The following is an 18,008-nucleotide window of genomic DNA, read 5'->3' on the forward strand; positions in this document are numbered from 1 at the left end:
GGATTGATCGCCGGCAACGTGTGAGGCTTGTCCGCCGGCTTGGGGGCTGCGGGCTTCTTCACGACCGGCTTTGCGGCCGCCGGCTTCGTCGCGACCGGCTTCGTCGCAACCGGCTTCGTCGCAACGGGCTTCGTCGCGACCGGCTTCGTCGCGACCGGCTTCGTCGCAACCGGCTTCGTCGCAACCGGCTTCGTCGCGACCGGCTTCGTCGCAACCGGCTTCGTCGCAACCGGCTTCGTCGCGACCGGCTTCGTCGCAACCGGCTTCGTCGCAACCGGCTTCGTCGCAACCGGCTTCGTCGCAACCGGCTTCGTCGCAACCGGCTTCGTCGCAACCGGCTTCGTCGCGACCGGCTTCTTGGGATCGGGCTTCGGCGCGGCGGGCTTCGCAGCCAACGGCTTGCTCGCCGTCGGCTTTGCCGGCGCCGGCTTCGCCGCTGGTTTTGCCGCCGGCTTCGGTTCTGCTTTCTTCGTCGCATCGGGCTTCGGTGCGGGCTTCGGGGTGGGCTTTCCCGAAGGCGTCTCTTTTCCGCCCTTCGGGGCGCCCTGCGAAACGGTGGTCACCGGCACCGCGGCCGAAGCCGGAGTGGCCAGGACCGCCGCACCGAACCACAGCACCACGACCCCCACCGCGGTGCCGAGCAGCCACCGCGCGAGCAGCAGCGCCCGATCCAGAGCGGACGACCGCAGCCGCACAGCACGCACGGCGAGGCCCGGGGCCTCGTCATGGTGCAGGTGTGCGTGCATGCGGAAGACGTCCCGTCAGAGGTCGCGACAAGGCTCAGGAGAGGGCACGTCGCGCACGAGGCTGCGACCCGCGAGCCGGACGGTGGTCTACACGCCCAGCCAGGTGGCCGAGCGACCGTTGCGAGCGACAGCAACGATCGAACCGGACCGTGATCGAAGCTACGGCAGCCCGCCGGGCCGTGTCAACCAGAACTGGATCTTGCCGACACCGGGGTCACACGACCGGCAGGCCGCCCGCCGGCTGCGGCTGCTCGACCATCTGCGCGGCGCGTGGCAGCGGCGGCCGAGCTCGGTCCGATTTCGGCCAGGAATCCGACAATGCTCCGAGCGGCATCTCCGTCCGGATCCAGATCGGTGTTGTAGACGCCGAAGCTCATTCCCCGACATCGTGGCGCCTGCAGCGCCATCTTCACGATGACGGCCAGCTCGGCCCAACTCAGACCCCCCGGCATCGCCGGATCGTTCGCCGACGCACAGGCGGGGAACTGATCGCCGCGAAGGACGTCGAGATCGATGTGCAGCCACCATGCGGGACTGTGGCGCGAAAGTTGCTCGGTGGCGCGGAGAGCGATCTCGTGCGGATGTGCGTGCATTGATTCGGCGGGGTGCAGGCTCACGCGCCCGGCGATCGACGGGGCTCCGATCGCCGCACGGAAACCGTCATCGCGCTGGCCGAGCAGGACGATCGCGTCCGGATCGAGCGCAGGCAGTCGGCGACCCAACGGTTCTGGCGAACCGTCACCGGTCAGGCCGAGCAGGAGCGCGACCTCCATGTCCGAGCAGCACGGCGCAGTCGGCGCCGTAGCGCACCGGGAACCGACTCTCGCCCACCACATCCCGAACGCGCGCGTGCACAGCCGCTGCCATCGCCAGCAGGGCGCGCTCGTTGAGGAACCCGCCGGGGCCCCACGTCGCACTGGGCGTCGAGGTGGTGCTGTCCGGGCCCACGATCCCCTGTGGGACAGCCTCCGCAAGGCCGGCGTCGCGAAGCGCGGTGGCGGCCTCCGCCTGCCCGCGAGCGCGCCCCGAACCGTCGAAGGCGACACCGATGAGGTCGAGCGCGGCCTCGGGAGTGACGTCGTGCTCGGTCATGTGCCTGCTCGTCCTCGGTGGTCACCCTGGCGGAGTTGCAGGAAGGCCACAGCCACCTTCCCGCAAGACTCTTGCGGGAAGGTGGCCTTCCTGCCATTCAGAGTCGGGGTGTGCCCGGCGCTCCGGCCAGCGCGACGCCGAGCAGGATCAGCGGGACGCCGAAGCCGGCGATCGCGGGGAAGTTCGGCTCCCCGAAGATCGCGAAGGCGGGGATCAGGATGACGAACGGGTAGAGCCCGCACGCCAACGGCGTGAACCGCCCCCACCCAGGCCAGCGGCCGGCGCGCAGCACCGCGACGCCGGTGAGCAACAGTCCCAGCGAGCCGAGCACCTCGATGCGGAACAGCGGTGAGTCCGACTGCGTGGCGTCCAGGGCGGCGAGGGCGTGTGCCACGGCGAAACCCGCCATCCCCACAACCGCCGCCACCGAGCCGCACCGGGCGAGCACGCCGGCTCCGGCCAGTGCGGAGCGGGCCAGCCCGAGCAGCCCGATGACGATGAGCACCAGGCCACCCGTGGCCAGGGCCATCCAGGGGTCGAACCCGCTGGTCACCGTCGGGAACAGCGGGGCGGTGAGGCCGAGCACGAGGAACACCAGGCCACCCGCCGCGCCGCAGATGCCGGCGGCGAAGACGAAGCGGTGCGGTGCGCTGGTCCCGATGGCGGTCATGACGTCTCCCGGGTGGTGGGGTCGGCGAGGAACAGGTCGGTGGCCTCGAACGCGACGTGGATCTGCTGGTCGCCGAACCGGTGGCCGAGCCGCTGGCACGCCGGGTACAGGCACTCGGCGACGAACCGGTCGTGCTGTACCTGGGACTGCCACACCTCGACGGTGTGCAGGCCCGCGTCGGTGCTCCCGACCGCGCGAGCGAGCAGGCCGTCCGGTGGGTCGTCACCGAGCACGGTGGCGACGGCGGTCAGCAGGCCGGTGGCGCTGCCGGGGTACTGGGTGATCGTGGTGTAGGGCATGGTCTGACGGTAGGAATCCCGAGGCGGCGAGCCATCGCGGAAAGTACTGCCACGACTACGGACGTCGGGCTGCCCAGCCGGCGATCTGGCTGCGGTTGGCGAACCCGAGCTTGGTGAGGATGTGCTGCACGTGGCTCTCGGCCGTCCGCTCGGAGACGAAGAGCTCGGCGGCGATCTCGCGGTTGGTCAGCCCGCGGGCCACGCAGGCCGCGACCTGGTCCTCGCGGCGGGTCAGTGGCGACGATCCGGCGCGGGCGCCGAGCTGCGTCGCCAGCCCGGCGAGCCGCTCGCGGAACGGCACCATGCCGAGGACCTCGGCTTCGGGCAGGCAGCGGGCCACCAGCAGGCGGGCCCGCGGCTTGTCAGCGGGGCGACCCCGACGGGCCAGCACGCTCGCGAGCTCACATCCGGCCTCCACGGCGAAGCCCGCGGCGCCGATGGCGGCACAGATGCCGGCTGCGGCGTCGAGGTCGGCCACGGCGGCGTCGAGATCGCCGAGATGGGCCGCGGCGCGGCCGAGGTGCAGCTCGATCGGCCCTCCGTAGTTGGTCACGTCCTTGCCGGAGATCGCGTGCTGGCCACGGTGCTCGCTGAGCAGGGTGCGCAGGGCCGCGACGGCGTCGTCCGCGCCCACCCGGATCCCGACGTTCACCCCGAACCCGAGCAGCGCCAGCTGGTGGTAGGGCGGTATCTGCCACGTGGGGACGGGACCGAGCGCGCGGAACTTCGCGGCAGCCTCCTCGATGAACCCGGCGTCGACGAGCACCGCGGCCGGGCCCAGCAGGTCCATGATCCGGAACGCGTGGCCGGGCACGGTCGAGCTCGGTCCCGGGCGCAGGCAGGCCTGGACGTGCTCCGCATCGAGGTCGGTGCCGATGTGATGGTCCACGCCCAGGCGCAACGACATGTGGATGGGCCTCGCGGACGGGTGCCCGACCGGGGCGATCGTGGCGGCTGCGGCGGCGAGGTGCCGGTTCGCGGCGGGGAAGTCGCCGCGGGCCTGGGCCAGGGTGGCGCGGTAGAGCTGCAGCCACCACCGGGCGACGGGGTCGCCCAACGTGTCGACGCACCACACCAGCTGCTCCAGCTCGGCGGCGACTCCGGCCAGGTCACCGCGAGCGAAGGCCACATCGATGACCCAGCGGTGGCCGACCAGCTCGATCGACGGATCCCGCTGCTCGCGGCCGATGTGCAGCAGCCTGTCGGCCAGCGTCGCGCGCTCCTCGACGGCGTCGGGTCCGCAGCGCACGAGCGCCCGCACATGGAGTGCAGCCACGAGCGCTGCGGGGTCGGCACAGCGCTCGGCCACATCGAGGGCTTCCGCGCTCGCCGTGGATGCGCCGGGGAGATCGTCGACGTACATGCCGGTCTCGGCGAACCGGGACAGCACCCGCGCACGCAGCGCCGTCGTGCTGCCGTCCAGGGCCGCCAGCGCGTCGAGGCACAGGACGCGCTGAGCGCGTTCCCAGCTCAACACCATCACGCAGGGGATGACCAGCGCCGCCTCAGCGAGCAGGTCGACGGCGCCGAGGCTGCTGGCCAGTGCGGCTGCCTCGTCGGCGGCGGCGCGCGCCTGGTCCAGTTCCGAGGAACGCTGCAGGTCGTGGGCCAGCGCGAGCAGCAGGCGGCAGCGGTGAAGATCGTCGAGCTCGTGGGCGCCGGTGTCGAGTGCGAGCCGGTGCAGCCGGGCCCCTTCCTCGAAGGCGAGCCGGTGCCCGGCGTCCACCGCGGCCCGTTCGGCCCATCCGGCCGCGACCAGCCGTTGTCCCGCCACGGCGGCCACCGACCAGTGCCAGGCCAGGTCGGACAGGTGCGGCGCGAGCCGATCGCCATGGAGCTCCGCGAGCGCCTCCGCCACGGCCCGGTGCTGTCGCGTCCGCTCGTCGCCCGGCAGCGCCGACTCGATCGCGTCCCGCACCAGCACGTGGACGAAACGCAGCTCGCCCGCCGCAGGCGCGGCTTCGACCAGCCCGGCCGCGATCGCCTCGTCCATCGGGGCGAGGCAGCTCATGATCGGCTGGCCGATCGCGGCCGCGACCACGGCGACGGAGAACTCGCGACCCACCACCGATGCCACCCGGACCTGGTGGCGGGCCCGCGGCGACAGCCGACCCAGCCGGGCCACGATCGCCTCGCGGACGCCGACCGGCACGGGCCGGGCGTCCGGCACGAGCGCCACCTCCGCCACGAAGAACGGGTTGCCGCCGGTCAACGCGTGCACGCCCGCCGCTGCCTCGGGCGACACCGGCGAACCCGTGATCGCCGCGAGCTGGCGCGCGACCCCGTCGCCGCTGAGCCCGTGGAGCTCGATGTGTGAGGTCGCCGGCTCGCGCACCAGCTCGGTGACGACCGATGCGTACGTGGGGTCGGTGCTGCGACAGGTGATCAGGAGCAGCAACCGGCTCGGTTCCAGATCGCGGACCAGGTGGCGCAGCAGCAGGACGGACGGCTCGTCGGCACGGTGCACGTCGTCGAGCACCACGACCAGGCCGCGGTGCTGCGACGCTGCGCGGACGAACCGCGCCACCGCGGCGAAGAGCCGGAAGCGTTGCCCGGCGTCGGCGTGGCGGGCCCGCGTCGGCACCACGCCCGGAAACGCCTCGGGCGCGATCAGGGCGAGGTCGGCGGCGATCTCGGGAATCCTCGGTGCGGCCTGATCCAGGGCGGCGATCGCCCGCACCACCTGCCGCCACGGCCAGAACGGCGACGCGCCGTCCACCTCGGCAGCCCGGCCCCACACCATGGGCAGATCCCGGCGTGCGGCGAACGCCCCGAGCTCCTCCGCGAGCCGTGTCTTGCCGATCCCGGGCTCCCCCGAGCACAGCACCACCCCCGGCGTCCCAGCCTCGGCGGACTCGGCCGCCGTGACCAGTGCCGCGAACTCCCGTTCCCGACCGACCAGCTCCACCCGCCGCATCGAGCCCCCTCGAACGTCCCCGAGATCACCACATCAGACAGTGGCAGAACGGGCGCGAGTAGTCCGCTACCCGTGTCGGACCGCCGCGCGGCTGCCACACTCCGCCCATGGTCGATGTCTGGTCGCAGATCGCGGCAGAACGGCGGGAGCTGGCCGACTTCCTCGAGACGCTCGCACCCGCAGACTGGGACGTCCCGTCGCTGTGCCCGGGCTGGGCCGTGCGCGACGTGGTGGCACACATCGTCTGGGGCCCGGGCCAGCCCTGGTCGCAGGCCATGCTCGAGATGCTCAAGGGTGGATTCCGGATCAACCACGTGACCGCGGCGACGGCGCGGCGCTGGGGCCGCCGCCCGACCGCCGAGATGATCACGGGCCTGCGCGAACGCGAGCACGACCGCAGCCACTCCCCCATCATCACCGACACCCACGTCCTCGCCGACATCGTCTGCCACAACCTGGACATCCGACGCCCCCTGGCCCGATCACGCGCCATGTCGCCACCGGCCTTCCGGGCGACCGCGGACCTGATGGCCTCGACCGGCCCACCGCTCGACATCGTGTTCGCCCGCAGCCCCCGCAGGACCGTCCGGGACCTGCGGCTCGTCGCCGACGACCTGGACTGGACACACGGCAGCGGAGCGGAGGTACGCGGCACCGCCGAGGCACTGCTGATGGTGATCACCGGACGGCCCGTGGCTCACGACGAGCTGACCGGCCCCGGTGCGGCACAGCTGCGCGCCCGGATCGGTCGCTGACGGGCGGCGCTGACGGGCGGCGGCGGCCGGTCGTTCAGCAGCGCCGAGGTGCCCCGCCGCGCTCGGGCGGATCAGGCAGCCACAAGGTTCCAGGTGGCCGCTCGCAGACGCCTCCAGACAGCCACAAGGTTCCATGAGGCCGCCCACGCACGCCCCAAGACAGCCACAAGGATCCATGTGCACCTGGCTCGGGCGGACGCCACCCGTCAACCGTGCGGTGTCCTCGATCCGCTGTCGTCGAGGTCGCTCAGCAGCCACCGTTCCGGCTCGGCCCCCGAACGCAGGACGCTGATCTGCCCGGTGCGCTCCAGCACGGCCAACCGCACCTGCTCACGATGCGAGATCCCCGCCAGCCGCAGTTGCTGCCGCAGGTCGTTCTCACTCACCCGCGAACGCCGCAAGGCGTCATCGCAGAGCCGGCCATCGCGCATCAACACCGTCGGGCGCCGCGACAGCACCCGCCCCCACGCCGGAATCCGTCCCAGCACCGCCAACAAGCGCTGCATACCGAACAGGACGGTCAGCGCGATCACCCCGGTGACCAGGGTGGGCACCTCCAGCAGTGCCGTCCGGCCCACCACCGCGCCGAGCGCGATCACGCACGCCACATCCGTGCCCGACATCGCCGCCAGGCCGCGCTGACCACTGACCCGGACCAGAACGAGCAGGGCGAGCGAGATCCCCACCGTGGCGACGGCGACGTGGAGAGCGGTCGCAGGGTCCGTGATGAGCTGGTCCCAACCGGTCATCGGTTGATTCTGCTGGCCCCTCCGTCGAGGATCGCCCCCCGAGTGGCACGGGTCTCACGAGGTGATCGATGCCGCGCGACCCTCGTCATCCAGTGCGGCGCGAAGCTCGGCCACGAGGTCCGCGGGCTCCTCGATGCCGACCGACAGCCGGACCAGCCCCTCCCCGATGCCCAGCGCCGCGAGCTCTGCCGGCGGCAGCGAACGGTGCGTGGTCGTGGCCGGATGGACCAGGGTCGTGGCGACGTCGGCGAGGCTCGGTGAGAGCGGGATGGCCGTCCCGAGCCGGCAGATCAACTCGTCCACGGCCGGACATGTGATCGAGCGCATCGGCGCGATCGCCGGACCCGAGGCTGTCTACGTCGCAGGCGTCGGCCAGCACCAGATGTGGGCGGCGCAGTTCGTCCGGTACGAGAATCCCCGTACCTGGCTCAACTCCGGCGGCCTGGGCACGATGGGCTACGCGGTGCCGGCCGCGATGGGCGCCAAGGTCGGCCATCCCGACGCCGTGGTGTGGGCGATCGACGGCGACGGCTGCTGCCAGATGACCAACCAGGAGCTCGCCACGTGCGCGCTCGAGGGCATCCCCATCAAGGTCGCGATCATCAACAACGGCAATCTCGGCATGATCCGCCAGTGGCAGGCCCTCTTCTACGCGGAGCGCTACGCCCACAGCGAGCTCGGCACCCACGAGCACCGCATCCCCGACTTCAAGATGCTGGCCGAAGCCACGGGCTGCGTGGGGCTGCGCGCCGAGTCCGAAGACGATGTCGAGCGGGTGATCCGGCAGGCCATGGAGATCAACGACCTGCCGGTCGTGATCGACTTCATCGTCGCGGCCGACGCCCAGGTGTGGCCGATGGTCGCCGCGGGGACGAGCAACGACGAGATCATGGCGGCCCACGACATCCGGCCGCTGTTCGAGGGCGCCGAGGGCCGGTGGTGCCCGCTCAGACGACGATGCGCAGGGGGTGCTCCAGCAGCCCGGTGAGGGCCTTGAGGAAGCCGGCGCCGGTGGCCCCGTCCACCGCACGGTGGTCGCACGAGAGCGTGATGCGCAGGATCGAGCGCACGACGAGCTCCCCGTCTCGCGGTCGCACCTCCTCGGTGGCCGCACCGACGGCGAGGATCGCGGCCTCCGGCGGGTTGATCACGGCTGCGAACTGCTCGACCCCGAACATGCCCAGGTTGGAGACGGTGAACGTGCCGCCGCTCATCTCGTCCGGGCGGAGCTTGCCGGCGCGGGCCCGGCCGGAGAGCTCGCGGCTCTCGGTCGCGATCCGGGAGAGGCTCTTGCGGTCGGCGTCGTGCACGACCGGCACCAGCAGCCCGCCGGGCACCGCGACGGCCACACCGACGTTGACCTTGCGGTGGTGGTGCACCGCGTCACCCGCGAAGGACACGTTCACCGCGGGCTCGACGCGCAGCGCCGTGGCCACGGCCTTCACCACGAGGTCGTTCATGCTCACCCGGGGCCCGTCGGAGGCGGCCAGATCGGCGTTGAGCGTTGCGCGGAACGCGACGAGGTCGGTCACGTCGACGGCGCTGGTCAGGTAGAAGTGCGGCGCGTCCCGCTTGCTCTGCGTCAGGCGCGCGGCGGCGACGCGCTGCATCCCCGTCAGCGGAACCGCCACGAAGTCTCCATCGGAGGACGGTGGCGCCACCGGGACGGGTGGGGCCGGGACAGGCGGGACGGGCGGGGCAGCCGCCGGAACCGGGTCGGGACTTGCGCTGGGCTGGGCCGACTCGATGTCGACCCTGATGATGCGCCCGTTCGGACCGGACCCGGTCACCGTCGCGAGATCGACGCCACGCTCGCGGGCGATGCGACGAGCCAGCGGCGACGCCGGCGGTCGAGTCGCGGGGGCCGGCGCCCCGGCCGGGGCGGGTTCGACGACGGCGACGGTTGTGCTGGCGACGGTGGTGGGAACCGGCTCCGGCGCCGCCGCCGGCACGTCCGGGGACGCGGCGCTCCCGACGGCGCCACCGCTGCCGTCGCCGATCACGCCGATGGGTGTGCCGATCGGCACCCGCTCCCCCTCGCCGACGAGGATGGCGTCCAGCACGCCGTCGTCGTAGGCCTCCAGCTCCATGATCGCCTTGTCGGTCTCGACCTCGACCAGGACGTCCCCGGCGGCGACGGGGTCGCCCACCTGCTTGCGCCAGGTCGCGATGATGCCCTCCTCCATGGTGTCGGAGAGGCGGGGCATGGAGATGTCGGGCATCGGGGTCCTCGGTGTCGTGAGGTGCGATCGGGGCAGGCGATCGGGGTGGGGTCAGCGGCGGCGGCCGACCGCGGCGAGGGTCTCGCGCACCGCGGTCAGCAGGGAGTCGGCCGAGGGCAGCGCGGCGTTCTCCAGTGGCTTGGCGTAGGGCAGCGGCACCTCGGCGGCCGCCACCCGCCGCACCGGCGCGTCGAGGTGGTCGAACGCTCCGTCGGAGATGGTCGCCGCGATCTCGGCGCCGATGCCGTAGGTGAGCCAGTCGTCCTCCGCCACCACGGCGCAGCCGGTCCGGCGCACCGACGCGACGATGGTGTCGCGGTCGAGGGGGCGCAGGCTGCGCAGGTCCACCACCTCGGCGGAGATCCCTTCGGCGGCCAGCTCCTGCGCCACGTCCATGGCCACGGCGGCCATCCGCGAGTACCCGATGATCGTGATGTCGGTGCCGGGACGCGTCACGGCGGCCTTGCCGATCTCGGCGGGCGGCAGGTCGTCGGGCACCTCGCCGCGGACGTTGTAGAGGGCCAGGTTCTCCAGGAACAGGACCGGATCGTCGTCGCGGATCGCCGCCCGCAGCAGCGCTTTCGCGTCGGCGGGGGTGCTCGGCGCCACGACCTTGAGGCCGGGCACGAACGCGTAGTAGAGCTCGATGTTCTGCGAGTGGGTGGCACCGAGTTGCTGGCCACCGCCACCCGGGGTCCGGATGACCATCGGCACGCTCGTCTGGCCGCCGAACATCCCGTAGATCTTCGCCGCGTGGTTGACGATCTGGTCGATCGCGACCAGCGAGAAGTTGATCGTCATGAGCTCCACGACCGGGCGCAGGCCCAGCATCGCGGCCCCGATCGCGGCCCCGACGAACCCCTCCTCCGCGATGGGGGTGTCTCGCACCCGCTTCTCCCCGAACTCCTGGAGCAGCCCTGCGGTGATCTTGTAGGACCCCTCGAAGACCCCGATCTCCTCCCCGATCAGGAAGACGTCGTCGTCGCGGATCAGCTCCTCGCGCAGGGTGCTGCGCAGGGCCTCGCGGTAGCTCATGACAGTCACGGGATGTCCTCTGAGATCAGGCTGGTGTGAGTGGGGGGTCGCCGAGGCTCGTCAGAACAGGGGGTCGGCCGGCAGGCGACGCGCCTCGCCCGCGACCGGCGTGGCGTAGGTGTGGTCGAACAGCGTCGACACGTCCGGGTGGGGGCTGTCGTCGGCGAACGCGACGGCCGCATCCGCCTCGGCACGGGCCGCGTTCTCGATCGCGGTGAGCTCGCCGTCATCGGCGACGCCGGCCGCGAGCAGCGCGGCCCGGAACCCGGCCACCGGGTCCGCCGCTCGCGCCGCCTCCACATCGGCCGCGGTCCGGTACCGCGCCGGGTCGACGACGGAGTGCCCCTTGAGCCGGCCGCTGACCGTCTCCAGCAACGCCGGCCTGCCTTGCGTCCGTGCCCGTTCGACGAGTCGGACCGCCGCATCGCGGACGGCGAGGACATCCGTGCCGTCCACCCGTTCGCCGTGCATGCGGTAGGCCGAGCCGCGTTTGTACAGCTCCGGCTCCGCCGACGACTTCTCGACCGTGGTGCCCATGCCCAGCCCGTTGTTGACCACGACGTAGACGATGGGCAGGTTCCAGAGCGCCGCGATGTTGAGCGACTCGTGGAAGGCGCCGATGTTGGTGGTGCCGTCGCCCATCTGGCACATCACGACCTCGTCGCCGCCGCGGTAGTCGATGGCCAGTGCCGCACCGGTCGCGAGCGGCACCTGGCCGCCGACGATCCCGTACCCGCCGAGCAGCCGCTTGCCGGCGTCGAACATGTGCATCGACCCACCCCACCCCTTGGACGTGCCGGTGGTGCGGCCGTACAGCTCGGCCATCACGCGCCCGGGTTCGATCCCCTTGGCGATGGCGTAGCCGTGCTCGCGGTAGTTCGTGAACAGGTAGTCGTCGGGCCGCAGTGCCGCCATCAGCCCGACGACGGTGGCTTCCTCACCGAGGTTCAGGTGGCAGTAGCCACCGATCTTCGCCTGGGTGTAGCCCTGCGCGGCGCGTTCCTCGAAGCGCCTGATCAGGGCCATCTGGCGGAAGTAGCCCAGCAGGGTGGCCGGATCCCCAGCCGCGATACCCCCAGCGCCGATGTCCCCGACGCCGATGTCCCCAGCGCCGGGATCCGAGACAGCGACGTCGTTCGCCGCGGTGACCCGCTCGGCCCGTCGTGCAGTGCGCGTCGCCACGGCTGCTCCTTCGCATCTCGCTTCCGCGAGCGGGCAATCGGTGCGCCCGCCACAGTGGCGATGGTCGTCGGCAGCAGACCTCGACACCATGATGGTGCGCCCAAGACCGGAGCCTCCGGATTGGGCAATCTGCCCAATCCCGGTTCAGGGCGACGGGGTGTCGGCCGGCAGGTCGAGCGCGGACAGCGCCAGGGAGAGCTCGACGAAGGCCTGCCGCCCGGTCAGGTCGCGGCCGACCAGTGTGGTGATCCGGTGCAGCCGGTTGAGCACGGTGTTGCGGTGGCAGTACAGCCGCTCGGCCGCCACGCCGGCCGACCGGTCGGCCTCCAACCAGCGAGTGAGCGTCTCCAGCAGCAGCGCGGCATCCTTGGTCGGCAGGGCCAGCACCGGTCCGAGCCAGTCGTGCACGAGGCGGCTGCGCAGCGCGGGCGACATCAGCAGCAGCGACTGCTCGTAGCGATCCTCGATGCGCACCAGCTCCGTGACGCCCGTGGGCATCGTGCCCAAGGCGACAGCAGCCAGCCGGTGGGCCACCCCGACGTCGGCGAGACCGCGTGACGTGGTCGCGACGGCCGCCCTCCCCCGCACGACGCCCCGCAGCCGGTCGAGCACGAACCGCGGATCGTGGCCCTCGAGCGGGACGAGGCCGACGAGGCTGTCGACGCGGGCGTGCCACAGCGAGCGGACACCCAGCGCGGCGAGCGCGGTCTGCGGGTTGTGCAGGGCCGCCGATCCGCCTGCGTCGACCTCGGCGACCGCCACCAGGTAGCTGCCACCGATCGTGAGCTGCAGCTGATCGGCGATCCGCTGCCCGAACCCGCCGTCCGTCGCGTGGCCCGCCAGCACCTCCTCCATCAGCGCGTGCCGGTGCTGGTCGTCGCGGCGGAGCTGCTCGGACTGGGCGCGCCGGTAGGACGTGGACAGTGCCGAGGACAGCCCGTCGACCACCGTCCACATGGCCGTCGCCGCCGCACCGACCGCGCGCGGCTCCACCTGGGCCGCGGCCGCGCGTTCCAGCAGCGCCTCCCAGACGATGCGGCCACCGAGGCGGAACGTCCGCAGCATCGCCTCCAGCGGAACCCCCTGATCGGCTCGTTGCCGTCCGATCTGCTCGGCGACGTCGTCGCTCTCGTCCATGTCCCGGGCCCCGCCGAGGAGCTCCAGCACCCTGGCCAGGTACCGGCGGCAGCCGTCCTGCAGGTCGGCGCGCGGCACCGGGCGGTAGTCGGTCCACTCCGGATTGTCGGTGAAGATCGCCGCCATCAGGCGGGCGGTCAGCGTCTCGACATCGGCCAGCCATGCCGTGGCCAACGGCCGGGTCATGCTCGTGGCGGCCGAGGCACCGGCGGCTTCCATGACTGGCGACCGTACGCGCAGCGCGACCCACCGGTCATCGGGCGGTGCCGGCACCTCCCGTCAGCTCGACACCGGACGGGTCACATCGCCGAACGGTCACGGGGAACGCTCGAGCCGTGCCCGGCGGCGCGCAGCGATCGCCGCAGGGACTCCGCCTGCCGGTCCTGCACACCCAGCCAGGCCGACGTCGCATGCCGTCGCCGGTCGTTGCACACGTTCCAGCCCCTGCGAGCACGGGCAACGGTGTGCGAAGTCGCGAACGCACGCTCCCCTAGAGACTCGCGACCGCACCGGCGAGAACGCGCTCCAGCCGCTCCGGCTCCGCACCCGAGCGGGCGAGCACGCTCACCCCCCTGACGGCCGCGAGGAGCAGCTCGGCGAGCTGCTGGGGTGTCGTGGTGGCGTAGCCCTTGCGCCAGAAGATCTCCACCGCGGCATCCACGGCGGCGTCGCCGTCGAACTGGAGCGGTCGTCCCGTCATGGAGCCCATGAGTAGGCTCCTTGACCCCAGTTCGAATATCGGCGCCGGGCCGCATCAGCCGAGCTCCTGGGCCAGCGCGACGATGATGCCCTCGGGCCCCCGGACGTAGCAGAACCGATAGCTGTTCTCGATCTGCTCGAGCCCGCCGACGAGCTCGGCACCGTGGGCACGCAGGCGGCCGAGTACCTCGTCGATGTCGTCGACGGAGAACAGGATGCGGCGGATGCCCAGGGTGTTCGCCGGCGCGTTCGGTGCGGCGCCCACCGCGGCGGGGGTGTGGAACCGCATCAGCTCGAGCCGGCTGTGGCCGTCCGGGGTCCGCACCATCGCGACGTCGAGCCGGATCTCGTCGAATCCGGAGATGCGGGCCGCCCACTGCCCGTCAACCGTCGTCTCGCCCTCGAGCTCCATGCCGAGTTCGACGAAGAACGCGACGGCGGCCTCGAGGTCCTCGACGACGACACCGACGTTCTCCATGCGCTTGATCGTCATGCTGGTCTCCTTCGTGTGGTGCGGCCGCGGTGGCCGCATCTGCACGGGGAACGGAGCCGGCCGGTCGTTCTCGACATCGTCGACCCCGCGTCAGGCTCCCGCACGGTTGTCGAGCACGGGCGCGGTGTACGTGCGCAGGACGCTGCTGCTGCCGTCACCGAGGTCGGCGCCGTAGACGTGCAGGGTGATCGTGGTGGCGGCGCCGGTGTTGACCACCTTGTGGATGTCTCCGGGCGGGGCGAACCCGTGCACCGCGCCGGTGGGATTGGTCGCGTGCCCGACGACGGTGAGGTGGTCACCGTGATCGCGGTAGCGGGTCTCCTCCTCGGCACCCTGCAGGACACCGAGCACGCACCAGGCCCGGTGGTCGTGGATCGAGGACGCCTGGCCGGGACGCCACACGACCGCCTGGATCGAGAACGCGGGCTCGGCGTGCAGGAGGATCCGGAATGCGGCGGCCGGCTCGCCCGCACGCTCCCGGCTCGTGAGGAGGTCGGTTGCGGGCAGGTCGGCGCGCAGAGACGCGGCGACCGCACTGGCCGCGGCGGCCGGCTCCATCGCGGGGTCGAACGCGGCGCGGACCGTGGCGATCAGCTGGTCGAGGCCGGTACGGGTGAGGGTCTGCGTGGTCATGCTCCCAGCGTGGGCCGTCACGAAAGATAGGTCCAATGCCTGATTTCTGGCGGTTCCATCGATACGGTTGATGAATGCTGGACATGCAGCGGCTCCGGGTCCTCAGCGCGGTCGCCAGGACGGGTTCGGTCACCGCGGCCGCCCGGTACCTGCACTACGCGCAGCCCTCGATCAGCCACCACCTCGCCCGGCTGGAGGCCGAGACCGGGGCCCAGCTCGTGCAGCGCGTCGGGCGCGGGATCCGGCTCACCGCGGCCGGGCAACTGCTCGCCGGTCGGGCCGAGGAGATCCTCGGCCGGTTGGAGACCGCACAGCTGGAGCTGGCCGCCCACGTCGGGCTCAGCGCCGGCACGGTCCGCGTCGCGTCGTTCGCGTCCGGGCTGCTGGAGCTGATGCCGCCGGTGATCGAACGGCTCGCCGCCGAGCACCCCGGCCTCGACCTGCACCTCACCGACACCCACCCGCCGGAGGCGCTGGAGCTGCTGCGCACCGGCGAGGCCGACATCGCGCTGATGTTCCGCTACGACGACACCCCACCCGACGAGGGCGTGCGGCTGACCCACCTGCGCGACGACGCCACCTGCCTGATCACGCCGGCCGGGGCAGGCGGCACGCTCGCCGACCATCGCGACGCGCGCTGGATCGCCGGGTGCGCGCGGTTCCAGGCCAACCTCGTGGACCTGTGCGCCACGGCCGGTTTCGCGCCCCGGATCATCTGCTCGACCGACGACATCGCCACGATCCAGGCGCTGGTCGCGAGCGGGCTCGGGGTGGCGGTGCTGCCCCGGCTCGCGCTGGCCTCGCAGCGCCATCCCGGCATCGAGGCCACCGAGATCCCCGGTGCGATGCGCCGGATCTACGCGGCCACCTACGGCGAGCCGCCCGACCCACCCCCGACGGCGGCGGTGCTGAACGCGCTGGTGGCCGCAGCGCGCGAACGCGGCCGGGTCATCGACGCCGGCCCCTGAGCGCGCAGGCCACTAGATCGGGTCGAGGATCCGCCGGAGGAACTGCCTGGTACGCGCCTGCGACGGCTCGCCCAGCACCTGCGCCGGTGGCCCGGACTCCAGCACCACACCGGCCTCGATGAACAGCACCTGATCGGCAACCTGCTGCGCGAACCGGATCTCGTGGGTGACGATCACCATCGTCCAGCCCTCCGCGGCCAGGTCCTTGATCACCCGGAGCACGTCCCCGACGAGCTCCGGGTCGAGCGCCGAGGTCGGCTCGTCGAAGAGCATCAGCTTGGGCCGCAGGGCCAGCGCACGGGCGATGCCGACGCGCTGCTGCTGGCCGCCGGAGAGCTGGTAGGGGTACTGGTCGGCCTTCTCGCCCAGCCCCACCTGCTCCAGCAGTTGCTGCGCGTCCTTGATCGCCTCGGCCTTCGGCCGCTTCTGCACGATCACCGGGCCCTCGATGACGTTCTGCAGCACCGTCTTGTGGGGGAACAGGTTGTGCGCCTGGAACACCATCCCGCTCTGCGCGCGGAAGCGGGCCAGCGTCGCACGGTCGATCGACTTGCCGAAGTCGACGGAGACGTCACCGATGCCGATCACGCCCGCGTCGGCCCGATCCAGGGCGTTGAGCGTGCGCAGCACCGTGGTCTTGCCCGAGCCCGACGGCCCGATCACCACGGTGACCGAGCCGGCAGGCACGTCGAACGTGATGTCGCGCAGCACCTCGAGCTCGCCGAACGCCTTGCGCACACCCCGCACCGTCAGCAGGTCGGTCATCTGGCCACGTACCTCTCGAGTCGGGCTTCGAGCCGGTTCTGCAACGACGACAGGATCAGGCAGATCACCCAGTAGTAGACGGCCGCCACCCCGTAGAGCGCGAAGAAGTCGAACGTCGGAGCCGCCGCCAGCTGAGCCACCCGTAGCAGCTCGGTGACCAGGATCGTCGAGGCCAGCGACGTGTCCTTGACCAGCGATATCAGCGTGTTCGACAGCGGCGGCACGGCCGTGCGCGCCGCCTGCGGCAGGATCACCCGCTGCAGGGTGGTGGCGTAGCCCATCCCGATGGTCTCCGACGCCTCCCACTGGCCCTTCGGGATGCTCAGGATCGCCGCCCTGATCACCTCGGCCGCGTAGCCGCCGACGTTGAGGCTGAACGCGAACACCGCCGCCGGGAACGGGTCGATCACGAGCCCGATCTGCGGCAGCGCGTAGAACACGATGAACAGCTGCACCAGCAGCGGCGTGCCGCGGATGAGGGAGATGTAGACGCGCGCCACCGCCGAGAGCGGTCGGATCTTCGACAGCCGGGCCAGCGCCACGAGGAGCGCGATCACCAGTCCCAGCACGAAGCTGATGGCCGTGAGCGGGATGGTCTGGGTGAGCGTGGCCTTCAGCATCGGCCACAGGTTGCGCGCGATCAGCTCCCAGGTGGACGAGTCCACCTACTTTCCGCTCACGTCGGAACCGAAGTACTTCTCCGAGATCGTCTTCAGCGTGCCGTCGGCCCGCAGCTGGTCCAGCGCCGTGTTGATCTGGGCGGTCAACGCGCTGCCCTTGAGGAGCGCGAACGCCTGCTCGCTGGTGTCGCCGGTGGTGCCGGCGACCTTGATGCCCTTGTCGTTGGTGGTCTTCTGGTACTCACCCACGGCGAGGGTGTCGTTCACCAGCGCGTCGACCCGGCTCTGCTTGAGCAGCTGCACGGCCTGCACGAAGCCCTCGACGGCCTCCACCTTGGCGCCGGCGTTGCGGGCGACGTCGGCCCAGTTGCTCGTCGACGACTGGGCGGTGGTCTTGCCCTTGAGCCCGGCGAGGTTCGTGATGTCGGTATTGTCGGCGCGGGTGACGATCACGCCCTCCGACACGGTGTAGGGCTTCGAGAGGTCGTACTTGGCCTTGCGCACATCGTTGATCGTCACCTGGTTGGCGATCAGGTCGAACCGCTTGGCCTCCAGGCCCGCGAAGATCGAGTCGAAGGGCGTCTGCGTGAACTCGACGGTCTTGCCCAGCTTCGCGCCGACGGCCTGGACGACCTCGATGTCGTAGCCGGTGAGCTTGCCGTCGGCGCCCTGGAAGCTGAACGGGCTGTAGGTGCCCTCGGTGCCGACCCGCAGCGTGGAGGAGTCGGCGCCGCTGCTGCAGCCGACGATCGACATGGCGGCCAGCAGCGCGGCGGCTGCGGTGAGGAACGTACGGCGCACGGATCTCTCCTTCGAGTAGCGGTCGGAAGGCACGCTGAGGAGCGCGGACCGCGGAATTCAACCGGTCGGGCCGGGGTGGTTCGGTGTCCGGACGACGCAACGTCGCCGACGTCGTGGCGTCGCGACGTCACGGACAGAGCGCGGCCTGGGTGCGACACAGGTCGACGTGCCGGCGGGACCACGGCGTCGGCGGCGTCGCCGGTCCGACATGCCCAGCTCGCACGT

The 18,008-nt window shown here is 71.7% G+C and carries 20 protein-coding genes and 1 pseudogene; 3 read left to right on the forward strand and 18 right to left on the reverse strand.

Annotated features, from left to right (window positions below; all coding sequences use genetic code 11):
• Positions 1 to 58: 58 nt before the first annotated feature.
• The 6 genes from ACFPFQ_RS05605 to ACFPFQ_RS05630 form a co-directional block, all read right to left on the reverse strand.
• A complete protein-coding gene (locus tag ACFPFQ_RS05605) occupies positions 59 to 478 on the reverse strand; it encodes a pentapeptide repeat-containing protein (RefSeq protein WP_379615446.1) in 420 nt (139 codons plus the stop codon).
• Positions 479 to 928: 450 nt separating this feature from the next.
• Entirely contained in the window at positions 929 to 1,519 is a 591-nt protein-coding gene (locus ACFPFQ_RS05610; RefSeq protein WP_379615448.1) for a hypothetical protein, read from the reverse strand.
• The gene (locus ACFPFQ_RS05615; protein ID WP_379615450.1) at positions 1,485 to 1,838 is read right to left on the reverse strand and encodes a hypothetical protein; all 354 of its coding nucleotides are present in this window, start codon (positions 1,836 to 1,838) and stop codon (positions 1,485 to 1,487) included. The genes ACFPFQ_RS05610 and ACFPFQ_RS05615 overlap by 35 nt, the downstream gene beginning before the upstream one ends.
• Positions 1,839 to 1,935: 97 nt before the next feature.
• On the reverse strand, positions 1,936 to 2,508 hold the full coding sequence (locus ACFPFQ_RS05620) for a hypothetical protein (RefSeq protein WP_379615452.1): 573 nt from the start codon (positions 2,506 to 2,508) through the stop codon (positions 1,936 to 1,938).
• Entirely contained in the window at positions 2,505 to 2,807 is a 303-nt protein-coding gene (locus ACFPFQ_RS05625) for a hypothetical protein (protein WP_379615454.1), read from the reverse strand. The genes ACFPFQ_RS05620 and ACFPFQ_RS05625 overlap by 4 nt, the downstream gene beginning before the upstream one ends.
• Positions 2,808 to 2,862: 55 nt before the next feature.
• A complete protein-coding gene (locus tag ACFPFQ_RS05630; protein WP_379615456.1) occupies positions 2,863 to 5,724 on the reverse strand; it encodes a helix-turn-helix transcriptional regulator in 2,862 nt (953 codons plus the stop codon).
• A 107-nt stretch (positions 5,725 to 5,831) separates the two neighbouring features.
• Between ACFPFQ_RS05630 and ACFPFQ_RS05635 the strand changes: the two genes are divergently transcribed.
• Positions 5,832 to 6,479, forward strand: coding sequence for a maleylpyruvate isomerase family mycothiol-dependent enzyme (locus tag ACFPFQ_RS05635; RefSeq protein WP_379615457.1), 648 nt, complete (start codon positions 5,832 to 5,834; stop codon positions 6,477 to 6,479).
• Between the two features lie 206 nt (positions 6,480 to 6,685).
• On the opposite strand, the gene ACFPFQ_RS05640 is transcribed toward ACFPFQ_RS05635, so the two are convergent.
• On the reverse strand, positions 6,686 to 7,228 hold the full coding sequence (locus ACFPFQ_RS05640; RefSeq protein WP_379615459.1) for a DUF421 domain-containing protein: 543 nt from the start codon (positions 7,226 to 7,228) through the stop codon (positions 6,686 to 6,688).
• Positions 7,229 to 7,282: 54 nt separating this feature from the next.
• Positions 7,283 to 7,531, reverse strand: coding sequence for a PLP-dependent transferase (locus tag ACFPFQ_RS05645; RefSeq protein ID WP_379615460.1), 249 nt, complete (start codon positions 7,529 to 7,531; stop codon positions 7,283 to 7,285).
• A gap of 7 nt (positions 7,532 to 7,538) precedes the next feature.
• Between ACFPFQ_RS05645 and ACFPFQ_RS05650 the strand changes: the two are divergent.
• Positions 7,539 to 8,216 (forward strand): annotated as a pseudogene (locus ACFPFQ_RS05650) (thiamine pyrophosphate-dependent enzyme); the annotation flags it as partial.
• Here ACFPFQ_RS05650 and ACFPFQ_RS05655 read toward each other — a convergent pair.
• The 7 genes from ACFPFQ_RS05655 to ACFPFQ_RS05685 all read right to left on the reverse strand — a co-directional run bounded on the left by ACFPFQ_RS05655 (position 8,176) and on the right by ACFPFQ_RS05685 (position 14,629).
• On the reverse strand, positions 8,176 to 9,450 hold the full coding sequence (locus tag ACFPFQ_RS05655; protein WP_379615461.1) for a dihydrolipoamide acetyltransferase family protein: 1,275 nt from the start codon (positions 9,448 to 9,450) through the stop codon (positions 8,176 to 8,178). The pseudogene ACFPFQ_RS05650 and the gene ACFPFQ_RS05655 sit on opposite strands and share 41 nt — an antisense overlap.
• 51 nt (positions 9,451 to 9,501) lie before the next feature.
• Positions 9,502 to 10,494 (reverse strand): alpha-ketoacid dehydrogenase subunit beta, encoded by a 993-nt coding sequence (locus tag ACFPFQ_RS05660; RefSeq protein ID WP_379615462.1) that lies wholly within the window; start codon positions 10,492 to 10,494, stop codon positions 9,502 to 9,504.
• A gap of 51 nt (positions 10,495 to 10,545) precedes the next feature.
• Entirely contained in the window at positions 10,546 to 11,571 is a 1,026-nt protein-coding gene (gene pdhA, locus ACFPFQ_RS05665) for a pyruvate dehydrogenase (acetyl-transferring) E1 component subunit alpha (RefSeq protein WP_379615958.1), read from the reverse strand.
• A gap of 240 nt (positions 11,572 to 11,811) precedes the next feature.
• Positions 11,812 to 13,023 carry a PucR family transcriptional regulator gene (locus ACFPFQ_RS05670; RefSeq protein WP_379615464.1) on the reverse strand — a complete coding sequence of 404 codons (1,212 nt, stop codon included), beginning with the start codon at positions 13,021 to 13,023 and terminating at the stop codon, positions 11,812 to 11,814.
• 271 nt (positions 13,024 to 13,294) lie between these two features.
• Complete coding sequence (locus ACFPFQ_RS05675) at positions 13,295 to 13,513, reverse strand: hypothetical protein (RefSeq protein ID WP_379615466.1); 219 nt, start codon at positions 13,511 to 13,513, stop codon at positions 13,295 to 13,297.
• A gap of 45 nt (positions 13,514 to 13,558) precedes the next feature.
• Positions 13,559 to 13,996, reverse strand: a complete 438-nt coding sequence (locus ACFPFQ_RS05680) for a VOC family protein (RefSeq protein ID WP_379615468.1) — start codon at positions 13,994 to 13,996, stop codon at positions 13,559 to 13,561.
• Between the two features lie 90 nt (positions 13,997 to 14,086).
• A complete protein-coding gene (locus ACFPFQ_RS05685; protein WP_379615470.1) occupies positions 14,087 to 14,629 on the reverse strand; it encodes a cysteine dioxygenase in 543 nt (180 codons plus the stop codon).
• 74 nt (positions 14,630 to 14,703) lie between these two features.
• Between ACFPFQ_RS05685 and ACFPFQ_RS05690 the strand changes: the two genes are divergently transcribed.
• Entirely contained in the window at positions 14,704 to 15,597 is an 894-nt protein-coding gene (locus tag ACFPFQ_RS05690) for a LysR family transcriptional regulator (protein WP_379615472.1), read from the forward strand.
• A 12-nt stretch (positions 15,598 to 15,609) separates the two neighbouring features.
• Here the strand turns inward: ACFPFQ_RS05690 and ACFPFQ_RS05695 are convergent, their stop codons facing one another.
• Genes ACFPFQ_RS05695 through ACFPFQ_RS05705 form a run of 3 tightly spaced genes read right to left on the reverse strand, consistent with a single transcriptional unit; the run spans position 15,610 to position 17,783 of the window.
• The gene (locus ACFPFQ_RS05695) at positions 15,610 to 16,362 is read right to left on the reverse strand and encodes an amino acid ABC transporter ATP-binding protein (protein WP_379615474.1); all 753 of its coding nucleotides are present in this window, start codon (positions 16,360 to 16,362) and stop codon (positions 15,610 to 15,612) included.
• Complete coding sequence (locus tag ACFPFQ_RS05700; protein ID WP_379615476.1) at positions 16,359 to 17,027, reverse strand: amino acid ABC transporter permease; 669 nt, start codon at positions 17,025 to 17,027, stop codon at positions 16,359 to 16,361. Before ACFPFQ_RS05700 ends, ACFPFQ_RS05695 begins: the two co-directional genes overlap by 4 nt.
• Positions 17,028 to 17,783 carry a transporter substrate-binding domain-containing protein gene (locus ACFPFQ_RS05705; RefSeq protein WP_379615478.1) on the reverse strand — a complete coding sequence of 252 codons (756 nt, stop codon included), beginning with the start codon at positions 17,781 to 17,783 and terminating at the stop codon, positions 17,028 to 17,030.
• Positions 17,784 to 18,008 lie beyond the last annotated feature (225 nt).

Source organism: Pseudonocardia sp. GCM10023141, from assembly GCF_042653605.1.